21 protein-coding genes and 2 tRNA genes are annotated in these 20,574 nt (G+C 71.3%); 11 read left to right on the top strand and 12 right to left on the bottom strand.

All coding sequences use genetic code 11. The annotated features are described in order from the left end of the window. Positions 1–32 precede the first annotated feature (32 nt). Complete coding sequence (locus BUE30_RS02315; protein WP_073326519.1) at positions 33–893, top strand: DUF1206 domain-containing protein; 861 nt, start codon at positions 33–35, stop codon at positions 891–893. A gap of 195 nt (positions 894–1,088) precedes the next feature. Continuing rightward, positions 1,089–3,146 (top strand): glycine--tRNA ligase subunit beta, encoded by a 2,058-nt coding sequence (glyS, locus tag BUE30_RS02310; protein WP_073326224.1) that lies wholly within the window; start codon positions 1,089–1,091, stop codon positions 3,144–3,146. On the opposite strand, the gene BUE30_RS02305 is transcribed toward glyS, so the two are convergent. After that, positions 3,143–3,601: a hypothetical protein gene (locus BUE30_RS02305; RefSeq protein ID WP_139300446.1), complete on the bottom strand. Its 459-nt coding sequence runs from the start codon at positions 3,599–3,601 to the stop codon at positions 3,143–3,145. The genes glyS and BUE30_RS02305 overlap by 4 nt on opposite strands. Before the next feature lie 129 nt (positions 3,602–3,730). Between BUE30_RS02305 and BUE30_RS02300 the strand changes: the two genes are divergently transcribed. The 3 genes from BUE30_RS02300 (at position 3,731) to BUE30_RS02290 (ending at position 5,430) form a co-directional block, all read left to right on the top strand. After that, the gene (locus BUE30_RS02300; RefSeq protein WP_073326222.1) at positions 3,731–4,141 is read left to right on the top strand and encodes a SufE family protein; all 411 of its coding nucleotides are present in this window, start codon (positions 3,731–3,733) and stop codon (positions 4,139–4,141) included. A 43-nt stretch (positions 4,142–4,184) separates the two neighbouring features. Continuing rightward, a tRNA-Thr gene (locus BUE30_RS02295) sits at positions 4,185–4,260 on the top strand. A gap of 624 nt (positions 4,261–4,884) precedes the next feature. Then, positions 4,885–5,430 (top strand): MmcB family DNA repair protein, encoded by a 546-nt coding sequence (locus BUE30_RS02290; RefSeq protein WP_083601024.1) that lies wholly within the window; start codon positions 4,885–4,887, stop codon positions 5,428–5,430. Positions 5,431–5,434: 4 nt separating this feature from the next. On the opposite strand, the gene BUE30_RS02285 is transcribed toward BUE30_RS02290, so the two are convergent. Beyond that, a complete protein-coding gene (locus BUE30_RS02285; protein ID WP_073326221.1) occupies positions 5,435–5,659 on the bottom strand; it encodes a DUF6324 family protein in 225 nt (74 codons plus the stop codon). 42 nt (positions 5,660–5,701) lie between these two features. After that, positions 5,702–6,202 carry a GNAT family N-acetyltransferase gene (locus tag BUE30_RS02280; RefSeq protein WP_073326220.1) on the bottom strand — a complete coding sequence of 167 codons (501 nt, stop codon included), beginning with the start codon at positions 6,200–6,202 and terminating at the stop codon, positions 5,702–5,704. A gap of 97 nt (positions 6,203–6,299) precedes the next feature. On the opposite strand from BUE30_RS02280, the gene BUE30_RS02275 reads away from it, so the two are divergent. Further along, positions 6,300–6,376, top strand: a tRNA-His gene (locus BUE30_RS02275). Positions 6,377–6,418: 42 nt separating this feature from the next. Here the strand turns inward: BUE30_RS02275 and BUE30_RS02270 are convergent. Beyond that, entirely contained in the window at positions 6,419–6,721 is a 303-nt protein-coding gene (locus BUE30_RS02270; protein WP_073326219.1) for a DUF6476 family protein, read from the bottom strand. Between BUE30_RS02270 and BUE30_RS02265 the strand changes: the two genes are divergently transcribed. Further along, a complete protein-coding gene (locus tag BUE30_RS02265; protein ID WP_073326218.1) occupies positions 6,720–7,736 on the top strand; it encodes an RluA family pseudouridine synthase in 1,017 nt (338 codons plus the stop codon). The two genes, BUE30_RS02270 and BUE30_RS02265, sit on opposite strands and share 2 nt — an antisense overlap. Positions 7,737–8,003: 267 nt before the next feature. Further along, positions 8,004–8,906: an RNA polymerase sigma factor RpoH gene (rpoH, locus tag BUE30_RS02260; protein ID WP_073326217.1), complete on the top strand. Its 903-nt coding sequence runs from the start codon at positions 8,004–8,006 to the stop codon at positions 8,904–8,906. Positions 8,907–8,951: 45 nt separating this feature from the next. Here the strand turns inward: rpoH and BUE30_RS02255 are convergent, their stop codons facing one another. The 3 genes from BUE30_RS02255 to BUE30_RS02245 form a co-directional block, all read right to left on the bottom strand. Next, entirely contained in the window at positions 8,952–9,278 is a 327-nt protein-coding gene (locus BUE30_RS02255; protein WP_139300445.1) for a hypothetical protein, read from the bottom strand. A gap of 112 nt (positions 9,279–9,390) precedes the next feature. Further along, complete coding sequence (locus BUE30_RS02250; RefSeq protein ID WP_073326215.1) at positions 9,391–10,146, bottom strand: SDR family NAD(P)-dependent oxidoreductase; 756 nt, start codon at positions 10,144–10,146, stop codon at positions 9,391–9,393. Then, positions 10,146–10,706, bottom strand: coding sequence for a VOC family protein (locus BUE30_RS02245; protein ID WP_073326214.1), 561 nt, complete (start codon positions 10,704–10,706; stop codon positions 10,146–10,148). Before BUE30_RS02245 ends, BUE30_RS02250 begins: the two co-directional genes overlap by 1 nt. Before the next feature lie 118 nt (positions 10,707–10,824). Here BUE30_RS02245 and BUE30_RS02240 point away from each other — a divergent pair, with 118 nt between their 5' ends. Together BUE30_RS02240 and BUE30_RS02235 are read left to right on the top strand one after the other, a co-directional pair. Next, a complete protein-coding gene (locus BUE30_RS02240; RefSeq protein ID WP_073326213.1) occupies positions 10,825–11,796 on the top strand; it encodes a Gfo/Idh/MocA family protein in 972 nt (323 codons plus the stop codon). A gap of 53 nt (positions 11,797–11,849) precedes the next feature. Continuing rightward, on the top strand, positions 11,850–12,560 hold the full coding sequence (locus BUE30_RS02235; RefSeq protein ID WP_073326212.1) for an NAD(P)-dependent oxidoreductase: 711 nt from the start codon (positions 11,850–11,852) through the stop codon (positions 12,558–12,560). On the opposite strand, the gene BUE30_RS02230 is transcribed toward BUE30_RS02235, so the two are convergent. From BUE30_RS02230 to BUE30_RS02210, 5 genes are all read right to left on the bottom strand, one after another. Next, positions 12,557–13,030 carry a GNAT family N-acetyltransferase gene (locus tag BUE30_RS02230; RefSeq protein WP_073326211.1) on the bottom strand — a complete coding sequence of 158 codons (474 nt, stop codon included), beginning with the start codon at positions 13,028–13,030 and terminating at the stop codon, positions 12,557–12,559. The two genes, BUE30_RS02235 and BUE30_RS02230, sit on opposite strands and share 4 nt — an antisense overlap. Next, entirely contained in the window at positions 13,027–14,871 is a 1,845-nt protein-coding gene (locus BUE30_RS02225; RefSeq protein ID WP_073326210.1) for a M3 family oligoendopeptidase, read from the bottom strand. Before BUE30_RS02225 ends, BUE30_RS02230 begins: the two co-directional genes overlap by 4 nt. 69 nt (positions 14,872–14,940) lie before the next feature. Next, positions 14,941–16,035, bottom strand: coding sequence for an endonuclease/exonuclease/phosphatase family protein (locus BUE30_RS02220; RefSeq protein WP_073326209.1), 1,095 nt, complete (start codon positions 16,033–16,035; stop codon positions 14,941–14,943). Between the two features lie 105 nt (positions 16,036–16,140). Further along, positions 16,141–17,730: an ATP-dependent DNA ligase gene (locus BUE30_RS02215; protein WP_073326208.1), complete on the bottom strand. Its 1,590-nt coding sequence runs from the start codon at positions 17,728–17,730 to the stop codon at positions 16,141–16,143. 247 nt (positions 17,731–17,977) lie between these two features. Next, positions 17,978–18,991 (bottom strand): ligase-associated DNA damage response exonuclease, encoded by a 1,014-nt coding sequence (locus tag BUE30_RS02210; RefSeq protein WP_073326207.1) that lies wholly within the window; start codon positions 18,989–18,991, stop codon positions 17,978–17,980. Between the two features lie 710 nt (positions 18,992–19,701). On the opposite strand from BUE30_RS02210, the gene BUE30_RS02205 reads away from it, so the two are divergent. Further along, entirely contained in the window at positions 19,702–20,481 is a 780-nt protein-coding gene (locus tag BUE30_RS02205) for a gamma-glutamyl-gamma-aminobutyrate hydrolase family protein (RefSeq protein WP_073326206.1), read from the top strand. Positions 20,482–20,574: the final 93 nt, after the last annotated feature.

Genomic DNA, 20,574 nt, shown 5'->3' with positions numbered 1-20,574 from the left:
GGCGAAACCCTCACGACGGAGTGATCGCCGCGATGTCCGATACCCAAGCGCCCGGCTGGGTCGTCCCCATGATGCGGGCGGGCTACAGCGCCCGCGCGGTCGTCTATCTCATCGTCGGCGGCCTCGCCCTGTCGGCCGCCTTCTCGGGGGGCCAGGCCGAGGGGCAGTCCGGCGCGCTGGAGCAGTTGCGCGCCATGCCCTTCGGGATCTTCCTGCTCTGGATCGTCGGGATCGGCCTGTGGATGTACGCCGTCTGGCGCTTCTTCTGCGCGGGCATGGATCTCGAGGACCGGGGCCATGACGGCGAGGGCACGATCGCGCGGATCGGCCAGGTCGTGACCGGCGCCATCCACTTCGCGCTCGGCCTTTCGGCGATCCGGATGGCCCTCGGCGGCTCGGGCGGATCGGGCGGCGACGCGCAGGCCGAGCACTGGACGTCGCGACTGATGTCGCTGCCCTTCGGGGTGTGGCTGGTCGGCGCGGTCGGGCTGATCGTGATCGGCGCGGGACTCTTCTACATCCACAAGGGCTGGAAGGAGAAGTTCCGCAAGTACATGCGCGCGACCCCCCGGATGGAGAAGCTGACCCCGCTGGCCAAGGCCGGGCTGATCTCCTTCGGCGGAGTGCTGGCGCTGGTCGGCCTCTTCGTCCTCTTCGCCGCGATCAACCACGATCCCGAGCAGGCGGGCGGCTTCGGCGAGGCCTTCGCCACGATCCGCTCGCAGCCCTACGGGCAGGTCCTGCTCGGAATCGTCGCGCTCGGCATGGTCTGCTACGCGGTCTACAACATGCTCGAGGCCGCCTACCGGGTGGTGCCGCGGGCCGCCGGCGACGACGTGATGACGATGGCGCAGAAGGCCAAGGCCAAGGCCAAGGCGGAAGGCGCGCTCTGACGGGCTGTCCGCCGAGGCAGTCCCATCCCGGACAGGAGGGAGGGGGGCTCTGCCCCCCGCTGCCTCCGGCAGCTCCCCCCGGAGTACTTGCGGCAAGATAAGGGGGCAGGGCGGTTCGGCTCCCCCGGCCTTGTCGCCCCTCCCGCACTCCACTATCGGTCCCGGCACCTCAAGTCTGACATCCCGGGGGCAGCCATGCCGGACCTTCTGATCGAGCTCTTCTCCGAGGAAATCCCGGCCCGGATGCAGGCGCGGGCGGCCGCCGACCTGAAGAAGATGATAACGGACGGGCTCGTCGAGGCGGGGCTGACCTATGCCTCGGCCGCCGCCTTCGCCACGCCCCGCCGGCTGGCCCTCTCCGTCGAGGGACTGAGCGCGCGGAGCCAGGCCACGCGGGAGGAGCGCAAGGGCCCCGCGACCACGGCCCCGGACAAGGCGGTGGAGGGCTTCCTGCGGTCCACCGGCCTGACGCGGGACCGGCTGGAGATCCGCGCGGCGGGCAAGGGCGAGGCCTATTTCGCGGTGATCGAGACGCCCGGCCGCGACGCCGCCGGGATCGTGGCCGAGGTGCTGGAGGGGACGATCCGCCGCTTCCCCTGGCCGAAATCCATGCGCTGGGGCACCTCGTCGCTGCGCTGGGTGCGGCCGCTGCACTCCATCCTCTGCCTGCTGGTCGGGGACGACGGCGCGGAAATCGTGCCGGTGGAGGTCGAGGGCCTGCGCGCGGGCAACGCCACGCGCGGCCACCGGTTCATGGCGCCGGAGCCGTTTTCCGTCACCTCCTTCGACGATTACGAGGCGAAGCTGAAGCGCGCGAAGGTCATGCTGCGCCCGGGCGAGCGGGAAGAGGCGATCTGGCACGACGCGACCAACATGGCCTTCGCCCGGGGGCTGGAGGTGGTCGAGGACCGGGGCCTCCTGGCCGAGGTGGCGGGGCTGGTCGAATGGCCCGTCGTCCTGATGGGCCCGATCGGCGAGGATTTCCTCTCGCTGCCGCCCGAGGTGCTGCGGACCTCGATGAAGGAGCACCAGAAGTTCTTCTCGGTGCGCAATCCGGGCACCGGGCGGATCGAGGGCTTCGTCACCGTCGCCAATATCGAGACCGCCGACGACGGCGCGACGATCCTCGCCGGGAACGGCAAGGTGCTGGCGGCGCGGCTGTCGGACGCGCGCTTCTTCTGGGAGCGCGATCTGGCGGAGGCGAAGGCCGGCATGGGCGCCTGGGCCGCCGCGAACCGGGACGTCACCTTTCACAACCGGCTGGGCAGCCAGGCGGACAAGGTCGCGCGCGTCGCCGCGCTGGCCGAGACGATCGCGCCGATGGTGGGGGCGGATCCGGGCCTCGCCCGGCAGGCGGCGGAGGTGGCGAAGCTCGACCTGCGCTCCGAGATGGTGGGCGAGTTTCCCGAACTCCAGGGCCTGATGGGCCGCTACTATGCCGGGGCGGCGGGCCTGCCGGCCGAGGTCGCGGCGGCGGCGGAGGAGCATTACGCCCCGCTCGGCCCCTCGGACGAGGTGCCCACCGCCCCGGTCAGCGTCGCCGTGGCGCTGGCGGACAAGATCGACACGCTGGCGGGCTTCTGGGCGGTGGACGAGAAGCCGACCGGGTCGAAGGACCCCTTCGCCCTGCGCCGCGCCGCGCTCGGGGCGATCCGGCTGTTGCTGTCGAACGGGCTGCGGCTGTCGCTGGGCGGGATCTTCACGCTGGCGAACGGCGAGGCGGACGCGGCGGACCTCCTCTCCTTCTTCCACGACCGGCTCAAGGTGCACCTGCGCGAGCGGGGCATCCGGCACGACGTGATCGACGCCTGCCTCGCCATGCCGGGCGCGGACGACCTGACCCTGCTGGTCCGGCGGGCCGAGTCGCTTCAGGCCGTGATGGGGACCGAGGACGGCACGAACCTCGTCCAGGGGTTCAAGCGGGCGAACAACATCCTCGCCCAGGCCGAGGAGAAGGACGGCGTCGAATACAGCTTCGGCCCCGACCTCAAGTTCGCCGAGAGCGACGAGGAGAAGGCCCTTTTCGCCGCGCTCGACGCGGCCGAGGCGCGGATCGCCCCGGCGATGGAGCGCGAGGATTTCGCCGCCGCGATGGAGGCCATGGCCGGGCTGCGCGGGCCGATCGACGCCTTCTTCGAGGCGGTGCAGGTCAATGCCGAGAACGACATCCTGCGCCGCAACCGGCTCAACCTGCTGAACCGGATCCGCATCATCGTCGGCCGGGTCGCGGATCTGACCCGGATCGAGGGCTAGCGCGCGACGACCAGCGCGTTGGCCGCGCCCTCGACCCGGACCTGCCGGATCCCGGCGAGATCGGTCGCGCTCAGCGTCTCGGCCACGCTCAGCCGCTGGGCGGCCCCGCCGACCGGTGCCGGCGGGGGCGCGGCCACCAGATCGAAGACGAGCACGCCGCCTGCCGCGCCGCGCCGGCGCAGTTCGGCATTGTAATACCCGCCCCCCGCGGCCAGACCCTCGGCCCGCAGGATCGCGCCGTCCGGCACGGGCTCAAGCGCCAGCCCGGTCACCTGCGCGACAGGCTGGCGCGGATCGGGGATCGCGGCGCGCCCCTGCGGCAGCAGCGGACGGCGCGGGCCGGTCGGGGCCGCCTCGCTCGCCGCGCCGAACCAGCCGACCGGGTTGAGGAAGGACAGGCGGCCGCAGCCCGCCAGCGCGAGGCCCGCCGCCAGGGCCAGGATCATCGGTTTCACTGCGCTTCCTCCGTCCGTCCGCATCGTCCGCCCATGGCTAGCCCAGCCGGGGGCGCGAGGAAAGCCGGGCTGGACCTCGGCGGGGCCGCTGCCTACATCGCGGACGCACCGACAACGGGGAGACGCGCCATGGCGACCGAGGCCTTCGAGGAGATCGTCGAGACCTTCGACTTCCTGGACGACTGGGAGGACCGCTACCGCCACGTGATCGAGCTAGGCCGCGACTTCCCCGATCTCGACGACGCGCTGAAGGTGCCGGCGACGAAGGTGAACGGCTGCGCGAGCCAGGTCTGGCTGGTGCCCGAGGTGGCGGAGGGGCGGTTCGACTTCGCCGGCACGTCCGACGCGATGATCGTGCGCGGGCTGATCGCCATCCTCCACGCGCTCTATGCCGGTGTGCCGGTCGACCAGGTCCCCGGGATCGACGCGCGGGCCGAACTCGCACGGCTCGGCCTCGACGCGCATCTCTCGGCGCAGCGGTCGAACGGGGTGCGGGCGATGGTCGAGCGGCTGCGCGGCGTGGCCGAGGCCGCCGCCTGACGCTTGCGCGCGCCCCCGCTTTGCGGCAGATCGGGGGAGGCGTGCCCCTATAGCTCAGCTGGTAGAGCACCTGATTTGTAATCAGGGGGTCGGGAGTTCGAGTCTCTCTGGGGGCACCATCTCGGGGTCGGCCTACCGCCCCTCGGGCTGCTTGAGGCCGGTTCCTGTTGGCCTACCGCCCTTCGGGCTGCTTGAGGCCGGTTCCTGTCGAGCTGCCGCCCCTCGGGCTGCTCGAGGCCGGGATGTGATTGTAGCCGCCTCTCGAGGACGCGCGGGATTGGCGGTCCCGACCGGCCGCCTTTCGGCGTTTTCCACTCTGTCGCAATACAGCTCGCAAATCCGAGCCCGCCAGTTCCTGGCGCCAAGTGGAGCGGGCGGGGTTGGCGCGTCCCGCCGCCAGCCGTTGGCGGCGTTCGTGCCACGCGCCTTCATCAGAAGGCCGGTGGGGCGCCCCGAGAAAAAGGAAGTGGCGGGCCCCGCCGCGACCGTGGGGTTGAATTCCCGAGGACCTGTTTGCACAGGTGGGCGCCAGGTTACGAAACCAGGGTCTCGCAAGAGCCGGCTCCCTCGGAGTTGATTAAGGCCACCGGAATTGACCCGTTTCACGCGAAGAGCAGCAGCCCGCCACTGCGCAAGTTAGGGGCGGCACCCCGGGCCGGCAAGGGCCGGAAGGGACGGATCGACGATCACCGGCGCGCGAGGGCGGGCTTGACGCTTGTTCACCTTACGTTCAACCTTGAGCCATGCCCGACGATCGCCACGATCCCTTTGCCCATGACGGCCCGGACGACCGCGCTCCGGCTCCGTCGGATGCCCTGGCCGAGGCCCTCCTCTGCCTCGCCGCCGATCAGCCAGAGCCGCGGCCGGGACAGGTCCTCGCGCGGGGGGTCTGCCGGCACCTGCTGTCGCACGGCTTCGTCACGGTCGAGGAGCTGACGCCCGTGCAGGGCCTGCGGGTCGATGTGATGGCCCTGGGTCCGAAGGGGGAGGTCTGGGTCATCGAGTGCAAGTCGAGCCGCGCCGATTATACCTCGGATCGCAAGTGGCAGGGCTATCTCGAATGGTGCGACCGCTTCTTCTGGGCGGTCGACGAGGCCTTTCCGTCGGAGCTGCTGCCGGCCGAGACGGGGCTGATCGTCGCGGACGGATACGACGCCGAGATCCTGCGCCTGGGTCCGGAGACGAAGCTGGCCGGTGCGCGGCGCAAGACGGTGACGCAGAAATTCGCCCGGCATGCCGCGCTCCGGGCGCAGGCGCTGCGCGATCCGGGGGCGCGGCTGGGCTGGTAGGGCCCTAGCGGCGGCGCTTGCCGCCCTTGCCGCCTTTTCCGCCGGAGGCCATGTCGGCCGCCGCCTCGGCCGCGGCGCGGATCTCCTCGGCGATCTCCAGCGCCTCGTCGGGCTCGAAATCCATCGGGATCTCGATGCCGCTGCCCTCGATGAACAGGCGCACCATGCCCTGATCGGTCGGGCCGATCTGCAGGTTCGCCTCGATGTCGCGCTCGGTGTTGATGCCCATGGCCTCGCCTCTCGTCCGGCCCTCGCGGCCTCGACCGGCGATCTAGCGGCCCGCCGGCGGCGCGTCCAGCATGGCGGCGAAGTCGAGCCGGACGAGGTCGCGGCCGAAGGCCCTCTCCGGCGTCCGGGCCGTGACCGCCATGCCCCGCCGCGCATAGAGCGCGCAGGCCGCCGCGTGGGCGCTGTAGGTCGACACGGCGAGCCGGGCGAAGCCGGCCCCCGCCGCGAACCGCTCCGCCGCATCGAGCAAGTCGCCGGCCAGTCCGGTCCCCCGCGCGGCGGGCGCCACGTAGAAGAGGCGCAGCCGCGCCGTGTCCGGTCCGGCCTCGGTGCAGAACAGGCAGCCGAGCCGCGCGGTGCCTTCCACCGCCAGCCAGGCCGCCTGTCGCGCCGCCTGCGGCGCGGCGCGGAAGTCGGCGAGGGCGGAGGCGACGGCGGCGCCGAATCCCGCGTCGAACCCCTCCACCTCGGCATAGTGGCGGCGATGCTCGGACAGGATCCAGTCGTCGTCCTCGGGGCGGGCGGGGCGCAGGCGCGGGCTCATGCGGCAGGCAGGGCAGGGGGGCGGTCTGACGTCAAGCGCTTTTCCCGCCGCCCGGGTCTTGATCCGTCCCCGGGGAGACGGTAGGAGGCGCGCCAGTGCCGCCTTAGCTCAGTTGGTTAGAGCGCTGGATTGTGGATCCAGAGGTCCCCCGTTCAAGCCGGGGAGGCGGTACCACTTCCCCGAAATGCGTGTGACCCCGAATTGCGCGCGACAGGTCTACCGCTCGAGCGTCACCGTCTGGCGCAGCGCGCCCGTGTCGCGGTCGTAGATCAGGATCTCGTCCCCATCGGTCACCACCGCGACCCAGCCGTCACCTTCCGTATACGCGATCGCCCGCGCACCCTCCGGCAGTGCCAGCGTCTCGGGCGCGAGAGGGGGCGGATCCTCGTTCAGGCGGATGACAAGCGCCGCGATCAGGACTACGAAGCCCGCGATCATCACCAATGTCAGGGTCTGGACGAGGCGCTTCAGCCAGCGCAGCTCGGGCGGGACCCTCAGCTCCTCGGGATCGTCCGTCATGGCACGCGTCACCTATCGCATCGGGGCCGAGCCGCCCGCCCGGCTCGATAAGGCACTCGCCCGCGATGTGCCAGAGGAGGCCGCGCTCTCGCGTTCGCGCCTCGCCCGGCTGCTGGCGGAGGGGGCGGTTCGTGTGGACGGCGTCATCGTCACCGAGGCGAAGGCGCCGGTGGCCGAGGGGGCCGAGATCGCCATCGACGTGCCCGAAGCCGCCGAGAGCCACATGGTGGGCGAGGCGATTCCCCTCTCCGTGATCTGGGAGGATGACGAGCTGATCGTCGTCGACAAGCCGGCCGGGATGGTCGTGCATCCCGCGCCCGGCTCGCCGGACGGCACGCTGGTCAACGCGCTGATCCACCATTGCGGCGACACGCTCTCGGGCGTGGGCGGAGAGCGGCGGCCGGGCATCGTCCACCGGATCGACAAGGACACCTCGGGTCTGCTGGTCGCCGCCAAGACGGATCGCGCCCATGCCAGCCTCGCCGCGCAGTTCAAGGATCACAGCGTCGAACGGCATTACCGCGCGATCTGCCACGGCGTGCCGGATGCGGGCGATCCGCGCCTGCGCGGCGTGCGGGGCGTCGGGTTCGAGGCGGGGGGCGTGATGAAGGTGCAGTCGCTGCTCGGTCGCCACCGGACCGACCGCCAGAGACAGGCGGTCAGCTTCGACGAGGGGCGGCACGCGGTGACGCGGGCACAGGTGGTCGAGGGATACGCGGGCGCCGCCTTGCTGGATTGCTGGCTCGAGACCGGGCGGACGCACCAGATCCGGGTGCACCTCGCCCATGCGGGCCACGCGCTGATCGGCGATCCGGTCTATGGCGGCCGGCGGCGGATGCCGTCGGGGGCGCCGGGGGCCGAAGCGGCCGCCGCCTTTCCCCGGCAGGCCCTGCACGCGGCGACGCTGGGATTCGTCCATCCCGCGACGGGCGAGGCGATGCGCTTCGAGGCGCCGCTGCCGGGGGACCTTTCGGCGTTGCTTGCGGCTCTGCGGGGCGACATCACGCAGTCTTGAATCCGGGCGACGGCGCCTCCATATCGCTCGCAGGGCCCGGCTCCGTTGAGCCACGGGGCGCGGTCCGCCCTGCGCCCGCGCCATGCGCGCCCGCACAGGCAGCGTGCGACGGAACGCGGCTGCACACACGTTCATTTCCTGTCAGAGAAACGTCAACGCGGCGCTGTTATCCAAGCGACGCATCAGCCGACCTTGATGGGCCGTCCGGTCCGTCCCATATGATATGTAACGCCGATTAACATCGGCAACCCGCAAGGAGGGCATCGAATGGCGAGTTACGCGAACCTTCCGGCCCCGTCCCCGGAACAGGGGCTGAACCGCTACATGCAGGAGATCCGCAAGTTCCCCCTGCTGGAGCCGGAAGAGGAATACATGCTGGCCAAGCGCTGGGTCGAGGACGAGGACCGCGAGGCCGCGCACAAGATGGTCACGTCCCACCTGCGCCTCGCGGCCAAGATCGCGATGGGCTATCGCGGCTACGGCCTGCCGCAGGCGGAGGTCATCTCCGAGGCGAATGTCGGCCTGATGCAGGCGGTCAAGCGCTTCGATCCCGAGAAGGGCTTTCGCCTCGCCACCTACGCGATGTGGTGGATCCGCGCCTCGATCCAGGAATACATCCTGCGCTCGTGGAGCCTGGTGAAGCTCGGTACCACCTCGGCGCAGAAGAAGCTCTTCTTCAACCTGCGCAAGGCCAAGGCCCGGATCGGCGCCCTCGAGGAGGGTGACCTGCGCCCCGAGAACGTCGCGCAGATCGCGAACGACCTCGGCGTGACCGAGGACGAGGTGATCTCGATGAACCGCCGTCTCTCGGGCGGCGACGCCTCGCTGAACGCGATGATCGGCGGCGGGGGCGAGGGCGACAGCACGACCCAGTGGCAGGACTGGCTCGAGGACGACAGCGCCAATCAGGCCGAGGATTATGCCGAGCGCGACGAACTCGAGAACCGGCGCGAGATGCTGGCCGAGGCGATGGAGGTCCTGAACGAGCGCGAGAAGGACATCCTCATGCGTCGCCGCCTCTCGGACGAGACGGTGACCCTGGAGGATCTGTCCTCGGTCTACGACGTCAGCCGCGAACGGATCCGCCAGATCGAGGTGCGCGCCTTCGAGAAGCTGCAGAAGCGGATGCAGGATCTCGCGCGCGAGCGGGGCATGACCGAACCCGCCTGAGACCGCGCCGGCCCCGGCAGGGGTCGGCCGCGGCCCGGTGTTCAGCTACTCCCGCACCTCGTATGGCAGCGGCACGCCGAACTTGTAGTCGTTGAAGGCCATGAGGGCGGACATGCAGCCGGTTTCGGCCGGCTGTCCGGTGGCCGGATCCTGCGGGGCCGCGATGCCTTGACCGGCACGGGCGTTCTGCGGGTCCAGATCCGCGCCGCAGGCCTGCGCGACGGCGGCCGCGAGGCGGCGTTCCTCCACGTCCGTGGCGAGTCTCGTAAAGATGTAGGCGCCGGTCACACCCGCGGCGCAGAACAGCGCGATCGCGGATGTCACGCCGGCCATGAAGCCGAAACTGGTCTTCACGTCCGGATTCATAATCATACGTTTACCTCTTAACCCAACCCACGCCCTTTGCTTGCCGGACTTTGTGGCCGAAATGCGGCGGCGTGGGGACGAAAGGCGAGAAACCCGGGCATCGCTGCCCGGGCGCCGATCAGACCCAGCCGTCGGGATCGTAGAGCCGCCCGTTATCGGCGGGGGTGGCCTGCGTCAGGATCTGCAATGTCCGTTCCGCGATCTCTCGCGGTTGCCGGACGCGGCCGTCCCTCAGCATGTCGCCCACTTCCGGGATCCAGCGATGGCCGGACCCGCTGTCGCGCTGCAGGCGGGTCATGTCGGTCTCGTTGAGGCCGGGATTGGCGCAGAGCACCCGCACGCCCTCGACCTTCTCGAACCGCAATTCCTCGGCCAGCGTCTCGGTCAGCTGCACGATCCCGGCCTTCGACGCGGCATAGGCCGAGCCGCCGCGCGGGCGGCCGCCATTCATCGTCACGATGGTGCCGGAGCGGCGGTCGATCATGCCCGGCAGCACGGCCCTGACGATCTGCATCGTGCCGAGCAGGTTGACGGTCACGTCCCGCCACCATTCGCCCGGATCGGCCTCGCGAAGGCCGGCCAGGCTCTCGAACCTGCCGGCATTGGCGAAGAGCAGGTCGATCCGGCCATGTCGCTCCTCGATCCCGGCGACCGCGCCCCGCACCGCATCCCAGTCCGTCAGGTCCGCCGCGACCCAGCTCGCCCGTCGCCCATCCGGGCCCGCCACGTCCGACAGGGCCGACTTCAGGTCCGCCTCGCTGCGCGACAGGCCCACGACCTGCGCCCCGGCGCCCGCGAAGGCCTCGGCCAGGGCGACCCCGATCCCGCGCGAGGCGCCCGTCACCAGCGCGATCTGTCCGTCCAGCTGTCCCATCATTCCTCCTCCGACAGGGTGGGCCGCCGGGCGCAGAGCCGTTCGATCGCCGCGGCGAGGTGTTTCGGCTCGATATGGTCGTCGCCTGCCGCCACCCGAACCTTGTGCGCGACGTGCAGCACGTCGGCATGGCTGTGACCCGCCGGCGGCTCGAACCGGTAGCTCGCCAGTTCGATCAGCATGCCGAGCGGGTCCTTGAAGTAGATCGAATCCATGAAGCCCCGATCCTTCGGCCCCGAATGGCGGATCCCCCTGGCATCCAGCCGTTCCGCCACCTGGCGGAAGGTCACGTTCGACACCGTGAAGGCAAGGTGATGCAGGCAGCCGGGATCGGTGGGGGCGCGGCGGCCCTGCGGCACCGTCTCCTCGTGGCAGAAGACGGTGATCAGCCGGCCGTCGCCGGGATCGAAATAGAGGTGACTCTGATCCGGGGCGTCGAGATTGGGCTGCTCTAAGACGAAGGGCATGCCGAGCGTGCCTTCCCAGAAATCGATGCTCGTCTGCCGGTCGGCGCCGACGATGGTGATGTGGTGCACGCCCTGCACCTGCAGCTTGCTCATGGGGCTCCTCCTGCGCGTGGCCTGCCAGCTAGGGCAGGGCGGCGCCGGACCAAGGCGCGGTTGACCGCGCGCCCGCGCCTTGGTCTGTGGGGGGGCCGGACCATGAGGGGGCGACACGATGACGGATTCCGTCCGCTGGGGCATCCTCGGCGCCAGCGATTTCGCCCGCGGCGCCATGGGCCCCGCCATCCACGGGGCGCGGGGGGCCGAGCTGGTCGCCATCGCCTCCTCCTCCGCCGAAAAGGCCGCGGGCTTCGCCGCCTTCGCCCCCGGCATCGCGCATTTGCCAAGCTACGAGGCGCTGCTTGCCTCGGACGCGGTCGAGGCGGTCTACATCCCCTTGCCGAACCACCTGCATGTCGAATGGGCTGAGCGGGCGCTGCGCGCGGGCAAGCATGTCCTCGTCGAGAAGCCGCTCGCCCAGCGGGCGGAGGAGATCGACCGCCTGATCGGCCTGCGCGACGAGACCGGCCTCTTCGCCGCCGAAGGCTTCATGGTCGTGCACCATCCGCAATGGACAAAGGCGCGGGAGATCGTGGCCGGCGGAATGCTGGGTGAGCTGCGCCAGATCACGGCCGCCTTCTCGTTCAACAATCCCGACCCCGCCAATATCCGCAACCGGGCGGACGCGGCGGGCGGGGCGATGGGGGATATCGGCGTCTACGTCGTCGGGGGCCTGCGCTTCGCCACCGGGGCAGAGCCGGACCGCATCCTTCATGCCGAGGTGCGGCGCGAGGGCGGGATCGACGCGACGGTGCATTTCGCCGCCGCCTTCCCGGGTTTCAGGGCCGATGCCTACGTCTCGATGCGAATGGCCATGCGGCAGGAAATGGTGTTCCACGGGGCCGAAGGCACGCTGCGGCTGACCGCGCCCTTCAATGCCGGTAGCTACGGCGAGGCGCAGCTTCACATGGAGATCGGGCAGGAGGTCACGACCTGGCGCTGGCCGGGCGTGAACCAGTACGTGCTGCAGGTCGAAGCCGCCTGCAAGGCGATCCGCGAGGGGGCGTCCTATGTTTGTCCGCTGGAGTTCAGCCGGGGCTCGCAGGCGATGATCGACGCGGTCTTCGCGGCCGCCGAGGGCAAATAGGCGACAGGCTGCCGCAGCCGGGAACGATGGGGCACCAGCGGCGTTCGCGCATCATGACACAGACAGCCCCCATCGCCCCGCCCGCCCGCATCGTCGTCTTCGGCGCCACAGGAACCACCGGGAAGGAGGTCCTGAAGCAGGGCGTCGCCCGCGGTTACGAGATGGTCGGCGTCGATCTGGGGGGCGACGATGCCCTGCCGGAGGGGGCCGTCCAGGTGGACGCCAACGTGCTTGAGGACGACCTGACCAGAGTCATGTACGGCGCGTCGGCCGTGATCTCGTGTCTGGGGGTCGGCAACGCGATCGCCACCCTCATCGACCCGCCGCCGCTCTACTCGACGGGGACCGAGCGGATCGTTCAGGCGATGCAGGGGGCGGGCGTGTCGCGCATCGTCGTCATCTCGGCGACCTTCGTCGCCGCCAACGACCGCGGCCCGCTGCTCTTCCGCCTCGGCACGGCCCCGGCCCTGCACAACGTCCTCGAGCAGATGGAGGAGATGGAGCGCATGCTGGCCGCCTCTCCGCTCGATTGGACCGCGGTCCGCCCGGGCTGGCTGATGGCGGGCGAGAAGACCGGCGGCCTCGTCGTGCAGGAGGGGGAGATCGCCGAAGGGCTGATCCGCACCCGCCACGCCGACCTTGCCGGCTTCATGCTCGACTGCGTGGAGCAGGGCATCTGGTCCCGCGCCTATCCCGCCCCCGCCCGCAAGGAAGACGAGGAGGCCGAGAGCAATGCCGAGGTGCTGAAGGCGATGATGGCCTAGGCCGACCCGAGCTCCCGCCGGAAGACGTGCTCGGGACCGTCCGTTCCGGCGAAATCCGGCAGGTGCCGCACCCAGCCCGTCCGCTCGTAGAGGCGGCGCGCGCCCGGATTGTCGTGATCCACCGTCAGCCAGACCAGGCGGAGCCCGGGATGGCAGGCGCGCAGATGCGCCGGCAGGCCTTCCATGACGGCCGTTCCGATCCCGGTTCCCTGGCTGGCTGCGTCGATCAGCAGCCCGCGCACCCCGTGCGCCCCCGCCGGCAGTCCCGGCACCCGCGCATCGAAGGCGGGGTCGATCCGGAACAGCCCGACGATACGCCCCTGCCTCTCGATCACGTGCAGGTAGCGGGGGTCGCGGGCCGCCTCTGGCCAGTCGGCGAAGCGGCCCGCGAACCGCTCCTGTCCCGGACCGGACCGGAGCGTCAGCAGCGCCGGGTGATCGGCCTCCGATCCCCGGCGCAGCCGGATCATCCCTCCATCGCCTCGAGCTCGTCGATGAAGCCCTCGATCATGCCGAGGCCCTTCTCCCAGAAGGCGGGATCGGAGGCGTCGAGGCCGAAGGGGGCGAGCAGCTCCTTGTGGTGCTTGGACCCGCCGGCGCGCAGCATCGCGAAGTACTTGTCCTGGAAGTCCCCCGCGCCGGCTTCGCCCGATTCCTCGTAGGCGGCGTAGAGCGCGTTCACGAGGCCGTCGCCGAAGGCATAGGCATAGACGTAGAAGGGCGAGTGGACGAAATGCGGGATATAGGCCCAGAAGGTCTCGTACCCCTCCGCGAAGTCGAAGACGGGACCGAGGCTCTCGCCCTGCACGGACATCCACAGCGCGTTGATGTCCTCGGGCGTGAGCTCGCCGGAGCGGCGCGCATCGTGCAGCTTGCACTCGAAATCGTAGAAGGCGATCTGCCGGACCACCGTGTTGATCATGTCCTCGACCTTGCCGGCCAGCAGCACCTTGCGCTCCCTGGGGTCCGTGGTCTTCGCCAGCAGCGCCTTGAAGGTCAGCATCTCGCCGAAGACGCTCGCCGTCTCGGCCAGCGTCAGCGGGGTCGAGGACAGCAGCTCTCCCTGATCCGCGGCGAGGCGCTGGTGCACCCCGTGGCCCAGCTCGTGGGCCAGCGTCATCACGTCCCGCGGCTTGCCGAGGTAGTTCAGCAGGACGTAGGGATGCACCTCGCTCACCGTGGGATGGGCGAAGGCGCCGGGCGCCTTGCCCGGCTTCACGGCCGCGTCGATCCAGCCGCGATCGAAGAACGGCTCCGCCAGATCCGCCATCTTCGGCGAGAAGCCGGCATAGGCGTCCAGCACCGTGGCCCGCGCCTCGTCCCAGCCGACGATGCGCTTCGTCTCCATCGGCAGGGGAGCGTTGCGGTCCCAGACCTGCATCCGGTCCAGCCCCATCCACTTCGCCTTCAGCGCGTAGTAGCGGTGCGAGAGGCGCGGATAGGCGTTCACCACCGCGTCGCGCAAAGCCTCGACCACCTCGGGCTCGACATGATTGGCGAGGTGCCGTCCGGTCTGCGGGGTGGGCATGCCGCGCCAGCGGTCCTCGATCTCCTTCTCCTTGGCCAGCGTGTTGTGCACGCGGGCGAAGGTGCGGATGTTCTCGCCGAAGACCTTGGACAAGGCATGCACCGCCGCCTCGCGCCGCTCGCGCTCGGGCTCGGTCAGCAGGTCGAGCACGCTCTCGATTCCCAGATCGTCGCCCTCTCCCTCCACCTCGAAGGTGAGGCCCGCGATCGTCTCGTCGAACAGCTTGTTCCAGGCGGTCGCACCGACCGTGGACTGGTCGTGCAGGAACCGCTCCAACTCGTCCGACAGCTGGTAGGGCTTCATCGCGCGCATCCGGTCGAAGACCGGCTTGTAGCGCATCAATTCCTGGCTCTGGTGCAGCAGCCGGTCGAGGTGCTCGTCCTCCAGCCGGTTGAATTCCAGGCTCCAGAAGACGAGGGGCGTGGTGAAGTTGGTGATCCGGTCCTGGCAATCGGACAGGAACTTGGCGCGCGCGGCGTCGGTCGTCGCCTGGTAGTAGCGCAGGCCCGCATAGGACATGATCCGCCCCGCGACCACGTCGATCTTCTCGTAGCGGTGGACGGCGTCGAGCAGCCCCTCGGCGTGGAGCCCGGCCAGCTTGCCCTCGAAGGCCTCGGCGAATTCGCGGCAGGCCTCTTCCAGCCAGTCGAGATCGCGCTTCAGCTCGGCGGCGTCGGGCGAGTCGTAGAGATCCGTCAGGTCCCATTCGGGCAGGTCGCCCAGATCCTTGCCGCCGCCGGTCGCGGCATCGTGGAGCGGGCGGTGGCGGGTGGCGAGGGTCATCTGGCGCTCCTGTCTGCGGTGCCGGCAGACATAGGTCCGCCGGCCGCCCGGCTCAACCGCCGGCGCGCCTCACTCGTCCGCCATCGGTCCGCGTACCGCGTCGTCGGGCATCGGCCGGGCCGCTGCGATCGAGGTTCGCGCCTCCTCGATGTCGTCCTCGCGCGGGGGGACCAGCCGCAGCCCGGTGCCGCCGCCGACGCAGAGATCGGCACGGACCGGGTAGTGATCCGCGCCGATCCCGGGCAGCACCTGGAAGGTGGCGAGGGACAGCCCCTCCTGCCAGAGGATCTGGTCGAGCGGCCACTTGATCCACCAGGAATTGGCGTCGAAGGACAGGAGCGGCCCGCGCCCGACGCGCGGATCCGCCAGCCGGCCGAGGCGCATCGCGCGCTGCGCCGTCCGCTCCCACGGGGTGGCGTTCCAGTCGCCGGCGAGGATGGCGGGCCGGGGATCGTCCGCCGCCTCGATCGCCGCCTCCAGCAGGGTCGCGTCGCGCATCGTCGTCCCCTGGTCGAAGCTCTGCGGGGGGCGGGGATGGATGCCGAAGAGGCGGATGTCCCCCGCCGGGTGCCGCAGCGTGCCGGCGAAGAGCGGCGTGTCGGTGTTGAAGGGGATCCGCATCTCGGCCTCGCTCAACTCGAATCGCGAGAAGACGTGCATCCCGAAATATTCCGCCTGCTCCGGCATCGCCTGCACATGGTGCGCATAGCGGTCGTCGAGCGGGGCGAGGGCCCCGTTCCACCATTCCGACGTCTCGAGCAGGACCAGCACGTCGGAATCCTGCGCGGCCGCCATCTGCAGCACCGCCTCGGCATGCCGGTTCGATTTCTGCACGTTCGCGACCAGCACCGACAGGCGCGCGTCCGGTCCGCAGGCCGCGCCGCCCGGGTCCATCTTGGCCGCGAGCGGGGTGTAGGGCGACAGCACCCGTCCCTGATAGATCACCGCCGCCAGCACCAGCAGGAACAGCCCGAACCCGGCCCGGCGGAACCCGCCGAGCGCGGCGAAGACGATCCCCAGCGCCACCAGCAGGCCGAGCACCTGCATCCGGGGGAAATCGAGCATCCGCGCCCACCAGGCATTGGTCTCGAGCAGCGGCACGAGCGAGGCGATCGACAGGCCCGCCAGCGCGAGGCCGACGATCCAGCGCAGGGCGGTCTTCATGTCTTTCCTTCACGGGTTCGTGATTCTGCCCTGCGACCTAGTCCCCCGGCCGCCGGCGGCCAGCCTCGGCCACAGGCGGGCGGCCTCAGCCATAGGCGGGCAGCCTCAGCCATAGGCGGCCAGCATCTCCTTCAGCTCGTCCATCGTCGCGATCTCGGCCACCGGCTTGTCCTTGCGCCAGCGCAGCATCCGGGGAAAGCGCAGCGCGACGCCCGACTTGTGCCGGGGCGAGGCCTGGATCCCCTCGAACGCGATCTCGAAGACCTGCTGCGCCGGGACGGACCGGACGGGGCCGAAGCGCTGCAGCGTGTTGCGCCGGACCCAGGCGGTGATCTGGCGGAACTCGGCATCAGTAAGGCCGCTATAGGCCTTGGTGAAGGGGACGAACTCCTCGCCGTCCCGCACGGCGAAGGTGAAGTCGGTATAGAGGTTCGCCCGCCGACCCGAGCCGGCCTGCGCGTAGATCATCACCGCGTCGATCGTCAGGGGATCGACCTTCCACTTCCACCAGTCGCCCCGCTTGCGCCCCGCGAGGTAGGGCGAGACCCGCCGCTTCAGCATCAGCCCCTCGGCGCCGAGATCGCGGCTCGCGGCCCGCTCCTCGGCGAGGTGGTCCAGGTCGCGGATCGGCACCTCGGGCGACAGGCGCATCGGGGCCTCGGGGGGCAGGGCCCCCACCAGGGCGGCCAGCCGGGCGCGCCGCTCTGCGAAGGGCAGGTCGCGGATGTCCTGCCCCCCGTCCTCCAGCAGGTCGTAGGCCATCAGGATCACCGGCGCTTCCGCCAGAAGCTTCTTCGGAACCGTCTTGCGCCCGATCCGGGGCTGCAGCCGGGCGAAGGGCAGGGGGGCGTCCGAAGCGAAGGCCAGCACCTCGCCGTCGATCACCGTGCCGGCGGGCAGGTAGTCGCGCAGCCGGGCGAATTCGGGGAAGCGGTCGGTCATCAGCTCCTCTCCCCGCGACCAGAGCCAGTGCTCGCCGTCCCGCAGCACGATCTGGCCGCGGATCCCGTCCCACTTGCGCTCGGCGAACCAGTCCGCCGTGGCGCCGAGGTCGCCGGGCTCGTCGAGTTGGTAGGCGAGGTAGAAGGGGTAGGGGCGCGAGGCGTCGGCGGTCGGGTCGTGCTCCTCGATCAGGCTCTCCCAGGTCACGCTCCCGGGCGTCCACGCCCCCATCAGGCGGTGCTGCAGTTCGGGCTCGGGCGTGCCCGTCGCCTGCGCCAGCGCCCGCGTCACCAGCTTGGCCGAGACGCCGACCCGGAAGCCGCCCGTCAGAAGCTTGGTGAATAGGAGCCGCCCTGTCGGCCCCAGCCGGTCCCAGGCGGCGAGGATGCCGGCCTTGCGCGCCTCCTCGTCCAGCGCCGACAGGCGGCGGATCTCGCCGATCCACCAGGACAGGCTCTCGTCGCTGTCCTCCGCCGCGGGGGGCAGGATGAGGGCGATGGTCTCGGCCAGATCGCCGACGACGGCATAGCTGTCCTCGAACAGCCACAGCGGCAGCCCCGCCCGCTCGGCCGCCCAGTCCCGCAGGCGGGAGGCGGTGATGGTGCGGCGGGGGCGGCGGCCGGTGAACAGCGCCACGGTCCACAGCTTGTCCTCGGGCGGGGCGGCGCGGAAATACTCGGCCAGCGCCGCGACCTTGACGTTGGTCTTCGTCGTCTGGTCCACGGCGGTGAAGAGGGCCTCGAAGCGCTTCATCGCGCCGGCCCCCCGGCGGCCGGCGCGGTCCCGGCCTGCGGGAGCCCCCGGCGGGAGTATGTCCGTCCCATGCGAGTGGCCGCGGCAATCCTCCGGGCGCCGTGGGCGATCCGGGCGCGGTGCGGGCGGCGGGGCCGGTGCCGGGCTGGTGCCACGATCCGCCCGTTCTCCGCCGGCCGAGGCGCGCCGAGACCCCCCGCAGCCGCGCCGGGGGCGCAGGCCGTCGCGGGGCGATCCTGCCCGCCGGTCACGCCGCCTCCTCCTCGCCGCCGCCTTCCAGCCCTTCGCCCTCGTATTCGGTGGCGACGATCTGCGCGTCGTAACCCTCGCCCTCGAGCCAGCGGCGGAACTGGCTCGTGTAGCCGTGGGTGACGAAGATGCGCTCGGCCCCGGTTTCGCGGATCGCGGCGTTGAGGCCGGGCCAGTCGGCGTGGTCCGAGACGATGAAGCCCCGATCCGCCGCCCGCCGCCGCCGCACCCCGCGCAGCGCCATCCAGCCGCTGGCGAAGGCGGTCGAGGCCGCGCCGAAGCGCCGCGCCCAGGGCGTGCCGAGCGCGCTCGGCGTGGCGAGGACGAGCGCGCCGGGATGGGCCTTGGGATCCATGTCGGGCGTGACGCGAATCGTGTCCGGCAGGGCGATGCCCTGTCCGCGCAGTACCTCGTTCACGTTCTCGACCGCGCCGTGGGTCAGGATCGGGCCGATCGGGTCCACCGCCGTAAGCAGCCGCTGCGCCTTGCCCAGCGCATAGGCGCCGAGGATGGAGGCGCGGCCCGCCGCGCGGTTCCCCTCCCACCAGGTCATCATCTGCGCCTTGAGCGTGGCCGGGTCGGTCCAGCGGAAGACCGGAAGCCCGAAGGTGCATTCGGTGATGAAGGCGTGGCAGCGGACAGGTTCGAAAGGCTCGCTCAGACCGTCGGGCACGGTCTTGTAATCGCCCGAGACGACCCAGACCTCGCCGTCCTGCTCGATCCGGATCTGGGCCGAGCCGGGGACATGGCCGGCCGGGTGGAAGCTGACGGTGACGCCGCCGATGCGTCGCCGCTCGCCATAGCGGATCGTGTCGAGCCGGATGTCCTCTCCCAGCCGCTGGCGGATCACCGGGGCGGCGATGTCGGTGGAGAGATAGGCCCCCATCCCGTCCCGCGCATGGTCGGAATGGCCGTGTGTGATGAGGGCGCGGTCGACGGGGCGCCAGGGATCGACGAAGAAGCCCCCGGCCTCGCAGTGGATCCCCCGGTCGGTGAAGGTCAGCACGGGCATGGCGCAAGGATAGGACGGCCGTGGGTCGCGGCGAGGGCCTGCCTGCCGGGCCGGCATCCCGCCTGCGGACCGGTCGCCGCGGTATTTGAGACCCTGCGAAGGAGGGAGTGGGGCGCGCCGTTACGGGCGGGACGCGGCGTGATCCCGGGGGAGTGCCGTGGCGGAGGGTTTCCGGGCGGCCGGTCGCCGCCGTGCACGCGACCCTGCGGGGGCGGGGGCGCGGCGTTCCCGGGGGGGGGGGCAGGAAGGGAAGGCGGCTCGCGGCGGTGGCGGCCGAAGGCGGGCCGGGGGAAACGGCGGGCGGTACGCCCCGGCCCCCCACGATCATCGAGAGCAGCCCGAACGGCGCCCCCGCGCGGTCCTTTCGCCGCGCCGGAAGACGGGGTGCCGGTCCCCCTCGTGCACGGCGACCTTCCCGCCGGGACCCGGCGGGAGGAGACGATGAGGCACCTGCCGCCGGGACCGGGGCCGCGCCGCCGCCCTGCGGGGACGCCCGGGGGCCGCATGACCCCCGTGGTCCCGGACCGGATCGGTCATTCGCTCTTTCCCGAGGCGCCCGGGGCCCTCGATCGCGCGTTTCGCGGGCAGCCTGCGGCTGCCTGCCCGGGGCGCGCGCGCCGCAGGGCGGGTGTGCGGGGGGCGGGCTTTTCGCCGCGGCGGCGGGGGATTATGCTCGTCTCCGGTCCCCCTGCGAGAGGAGCACGCGGCGCATGGCCCGGCCCGTCATCGGCATCATCGGCAATTTCCACCTGATCAACGACCAGTACGAGGCGCAGGCCGCGGGGGCGATGAACTCCGTCGCCGTGGCCGAGGTATCGGGCGGGCTGCCGCTGATCGTGCCGGCCGACCCGGTCTCGGTCCCGCTCGCCGACCTGCTCGATGCCTGCGACGGCTTCCTGCTGCCGGGGGGGCGTCCGAACGTGCATCCCGGCGAATACGGCGAGGAGGAGACGCCGGCCCATGGCACGTTCGACCGGGGGCGCGACGGGCTGGCCCTGCCGCTGATCCGCGCCTGCGTCGAGCGGGGGCAGCCGATCTTCGGGATCTGCCGCGGCTTCCAGGAGGTGGCGGTGGCGATGGGCTCGACCCTCCATCCCGAGATCCGCGACCTGCCGGGGCGGGACAATCACCGCATGCCGCCCGACGGCACGATCGACGAGAAGTTCGCCCTGCGCCATGTCGTGACCTTCGCCGAGGGCGGGCCGTTCCACCGGCTGATGGGGGCGCGCGAGGTGATGACCAACACGCTGCACGGGCAGGGGATCAAGGTGGCGGGGCCGCGGCTGGTGATCGACGGCCACGCGCCCGACGGCACGCCCGAGGCGAGCTATGTCCGCGGCGCGCCGGGCTTCACCCTCTCGGTGCAGTGGCACCCCGAATACAATGCCGGGATGGACCCGGTCAGCCGCGTGCTCTTCGGCGCCTTCGGACGGGCCTGCGCGGCCTGGGCCGAGGGGCGGCGCCCGGTGCCGGTGGCCGAGGTCGCCTGACGCGCCGGCCGGCGGCCCCCGCCGGCGCGCGGGGGGGGGGCGGCCCGGGAGACGGCGGGCGCCGCGGGTCCGGGGCGGGGCCGAGGACCGCGA

The sequence above is a fragment of the Wenxinia saemankumensis genome (assembly GCF_900141735.1).
In the GTDB taxonomy this organism is placed as follows: Bacteria; Pseudomonadota; Alphaproteobacteria; order Rhodobacterales; family Rhodobacteraceae; genus Wenxinia; species Wenxinia saemankumensis.
Note: the sequence above shows the minus strand (reverse complement) of the source record. Positions and strands in the feature narration are given on the sequence as shown.

Excerpts from the sequence above, each read along its gene's own strand:
- BUE30_RS02315 (WP_073326519.1), top strand. The coding sequence starts at position 33 with ATGTCCGATACCCAAGCGCCCGGCTGGGTCGTCCCCATGATGCGGGCG.
- glyS (WP_073326224.1), top strand. The coding sequence starts at position 1,089 with ATGCCGGACCTTCTGATCGAGCTCTTCTCCGAGGAAATCCCGGCCCGG.
- BUE30_RS02300 (WP_073326222.1), top strand. The coding sequence starts at position 3,731 with ATGGCGACCGAGGCCTTCGAGGAGATCGTCGAGACCTTCGACTTCCTG.
- BUE30_RS02290 (WP_083601024.1), top strand. The coding sequence starts at position 4,885 with ATGCCCGACGATCGCCACGATCCCTTTGCCCATGACGGCCCGGACGAC.
- BUE30_RS02285 (WP_073326221.1), bottom strand. The coding sequence starts at position 5,659 with ATGGGCATCAACACCGAGCGCGACATCGAGGCGAACCTGCAGATCGGC.
- BUE30_RS02280 (WP_073326220.1), bottom strand. The coding sequence starts at position 6,202 with ATGAGCCCGCGCCTGCGCCCCGCCCGCCCCGAGGACGACGACTGGATC.
- BUE30_RS02265 (WP_073326218.1), top strand. The coding sequence starts at position 6,720 with ATGGCACGCGTCACCTATCGCATCGGGGCCGAGCCGCCCGCCCGGCTC.
- BUE30_RS02270 (WP_073326219.1), bottom strand. The coding sequence starts at position 6,721 with ATGACGGACGATCCCGAGGAGCTGAGGGTCCCGCCCGAGCTGCGCTGG.
- rpoH (WP_073326217.1), top strand. The coding sequence starts at position 8,004 with ATGGCGAGTTACGCGAACCTTCCGGCCCCGTCCCCGGAACAGGGGCTG.
- BUE30_RS02255 (WP_139300445.1), bottom strand. The coding sequence starts at position 9,278 with ATGATTATGAATCCGGACGTGAAGACCAGTTTCGGCTTCATGGCCGGC.
- BUE30_RS02250 (WP_073326215.1), bottom strand. The coding sequence starts at position 10,146 with ATGGGACAGCTGGACGGACAGATCGCGCTGGTGACGGGCGCCTCGCGC.
- BUE30_RS02245 (WP_073326214.1), bottom strand. The coding sequence starts at position 10,706 with ATGAGCAAGCTGCAGGTGCAGGGCGTGCACCACATCACCATCGTCGGC.
- BUE30_RS02240 (WP_073326213.1), top strand. The coding sequence starts at position 10,825 with ATGACGGATTCCGTCCGCTGGGGCATCCTCGGCGCCAGCGATTTCGCC.
- BUE30_RS02235 (WP_073326212.1), top strand. The coding sequence starts at position 11,850 with ATGACACAGACAGCCCCCATCGCCCCGCCCGCCCGCATCGTCGTCTTC.
- BUE30_RS02230 (WP_073326211.1), bottom strand. The coding sequence starts at position 13,030 with ATGATCCGGCTGCGCCGGGGATCGGAGGCCGATCACCCGGCGCTGCTG.
- BUE30_RS02225 (WP_073326210.1), bottom strand. The coding sequence starts at position 14,871 with ATGACCCTCGCCACCCGCCACCGCCCGCTCCACGATGCCGCGACCGGC.
- BUE30_RS02220 (WP_073326209.1), bottom strand. The coding sequence starts at position 16,035 with ATGAAGACCGCCCTGCGCTGGATCGTCGGCCTCGCGCTGGCGGGCCTG.
- BUE30_RS02215 (WP_073326208.1), bottom strand. The coding sequence starts at position 17,730 with ATGAAGCGCTTCGAGGCCCTCTTCACCGCCGTGGACCAGACGACGAAG.
- BUE30_RS02210 (WP_073326207.1), bottom strand. The coding sequence starts at position 18,991 with ATGCCCGTGCTGACCTTCACCGACCGGGGGATCCACTGCGAGGCCGGG.
- BUE30_RS02205 (WP_073326206.1), top strand. The coding sequence starts at position 19,702 with ATGGCCCGGCCCGTCATCGGCATCATCGGCAATTTCCACCTGATCAAC.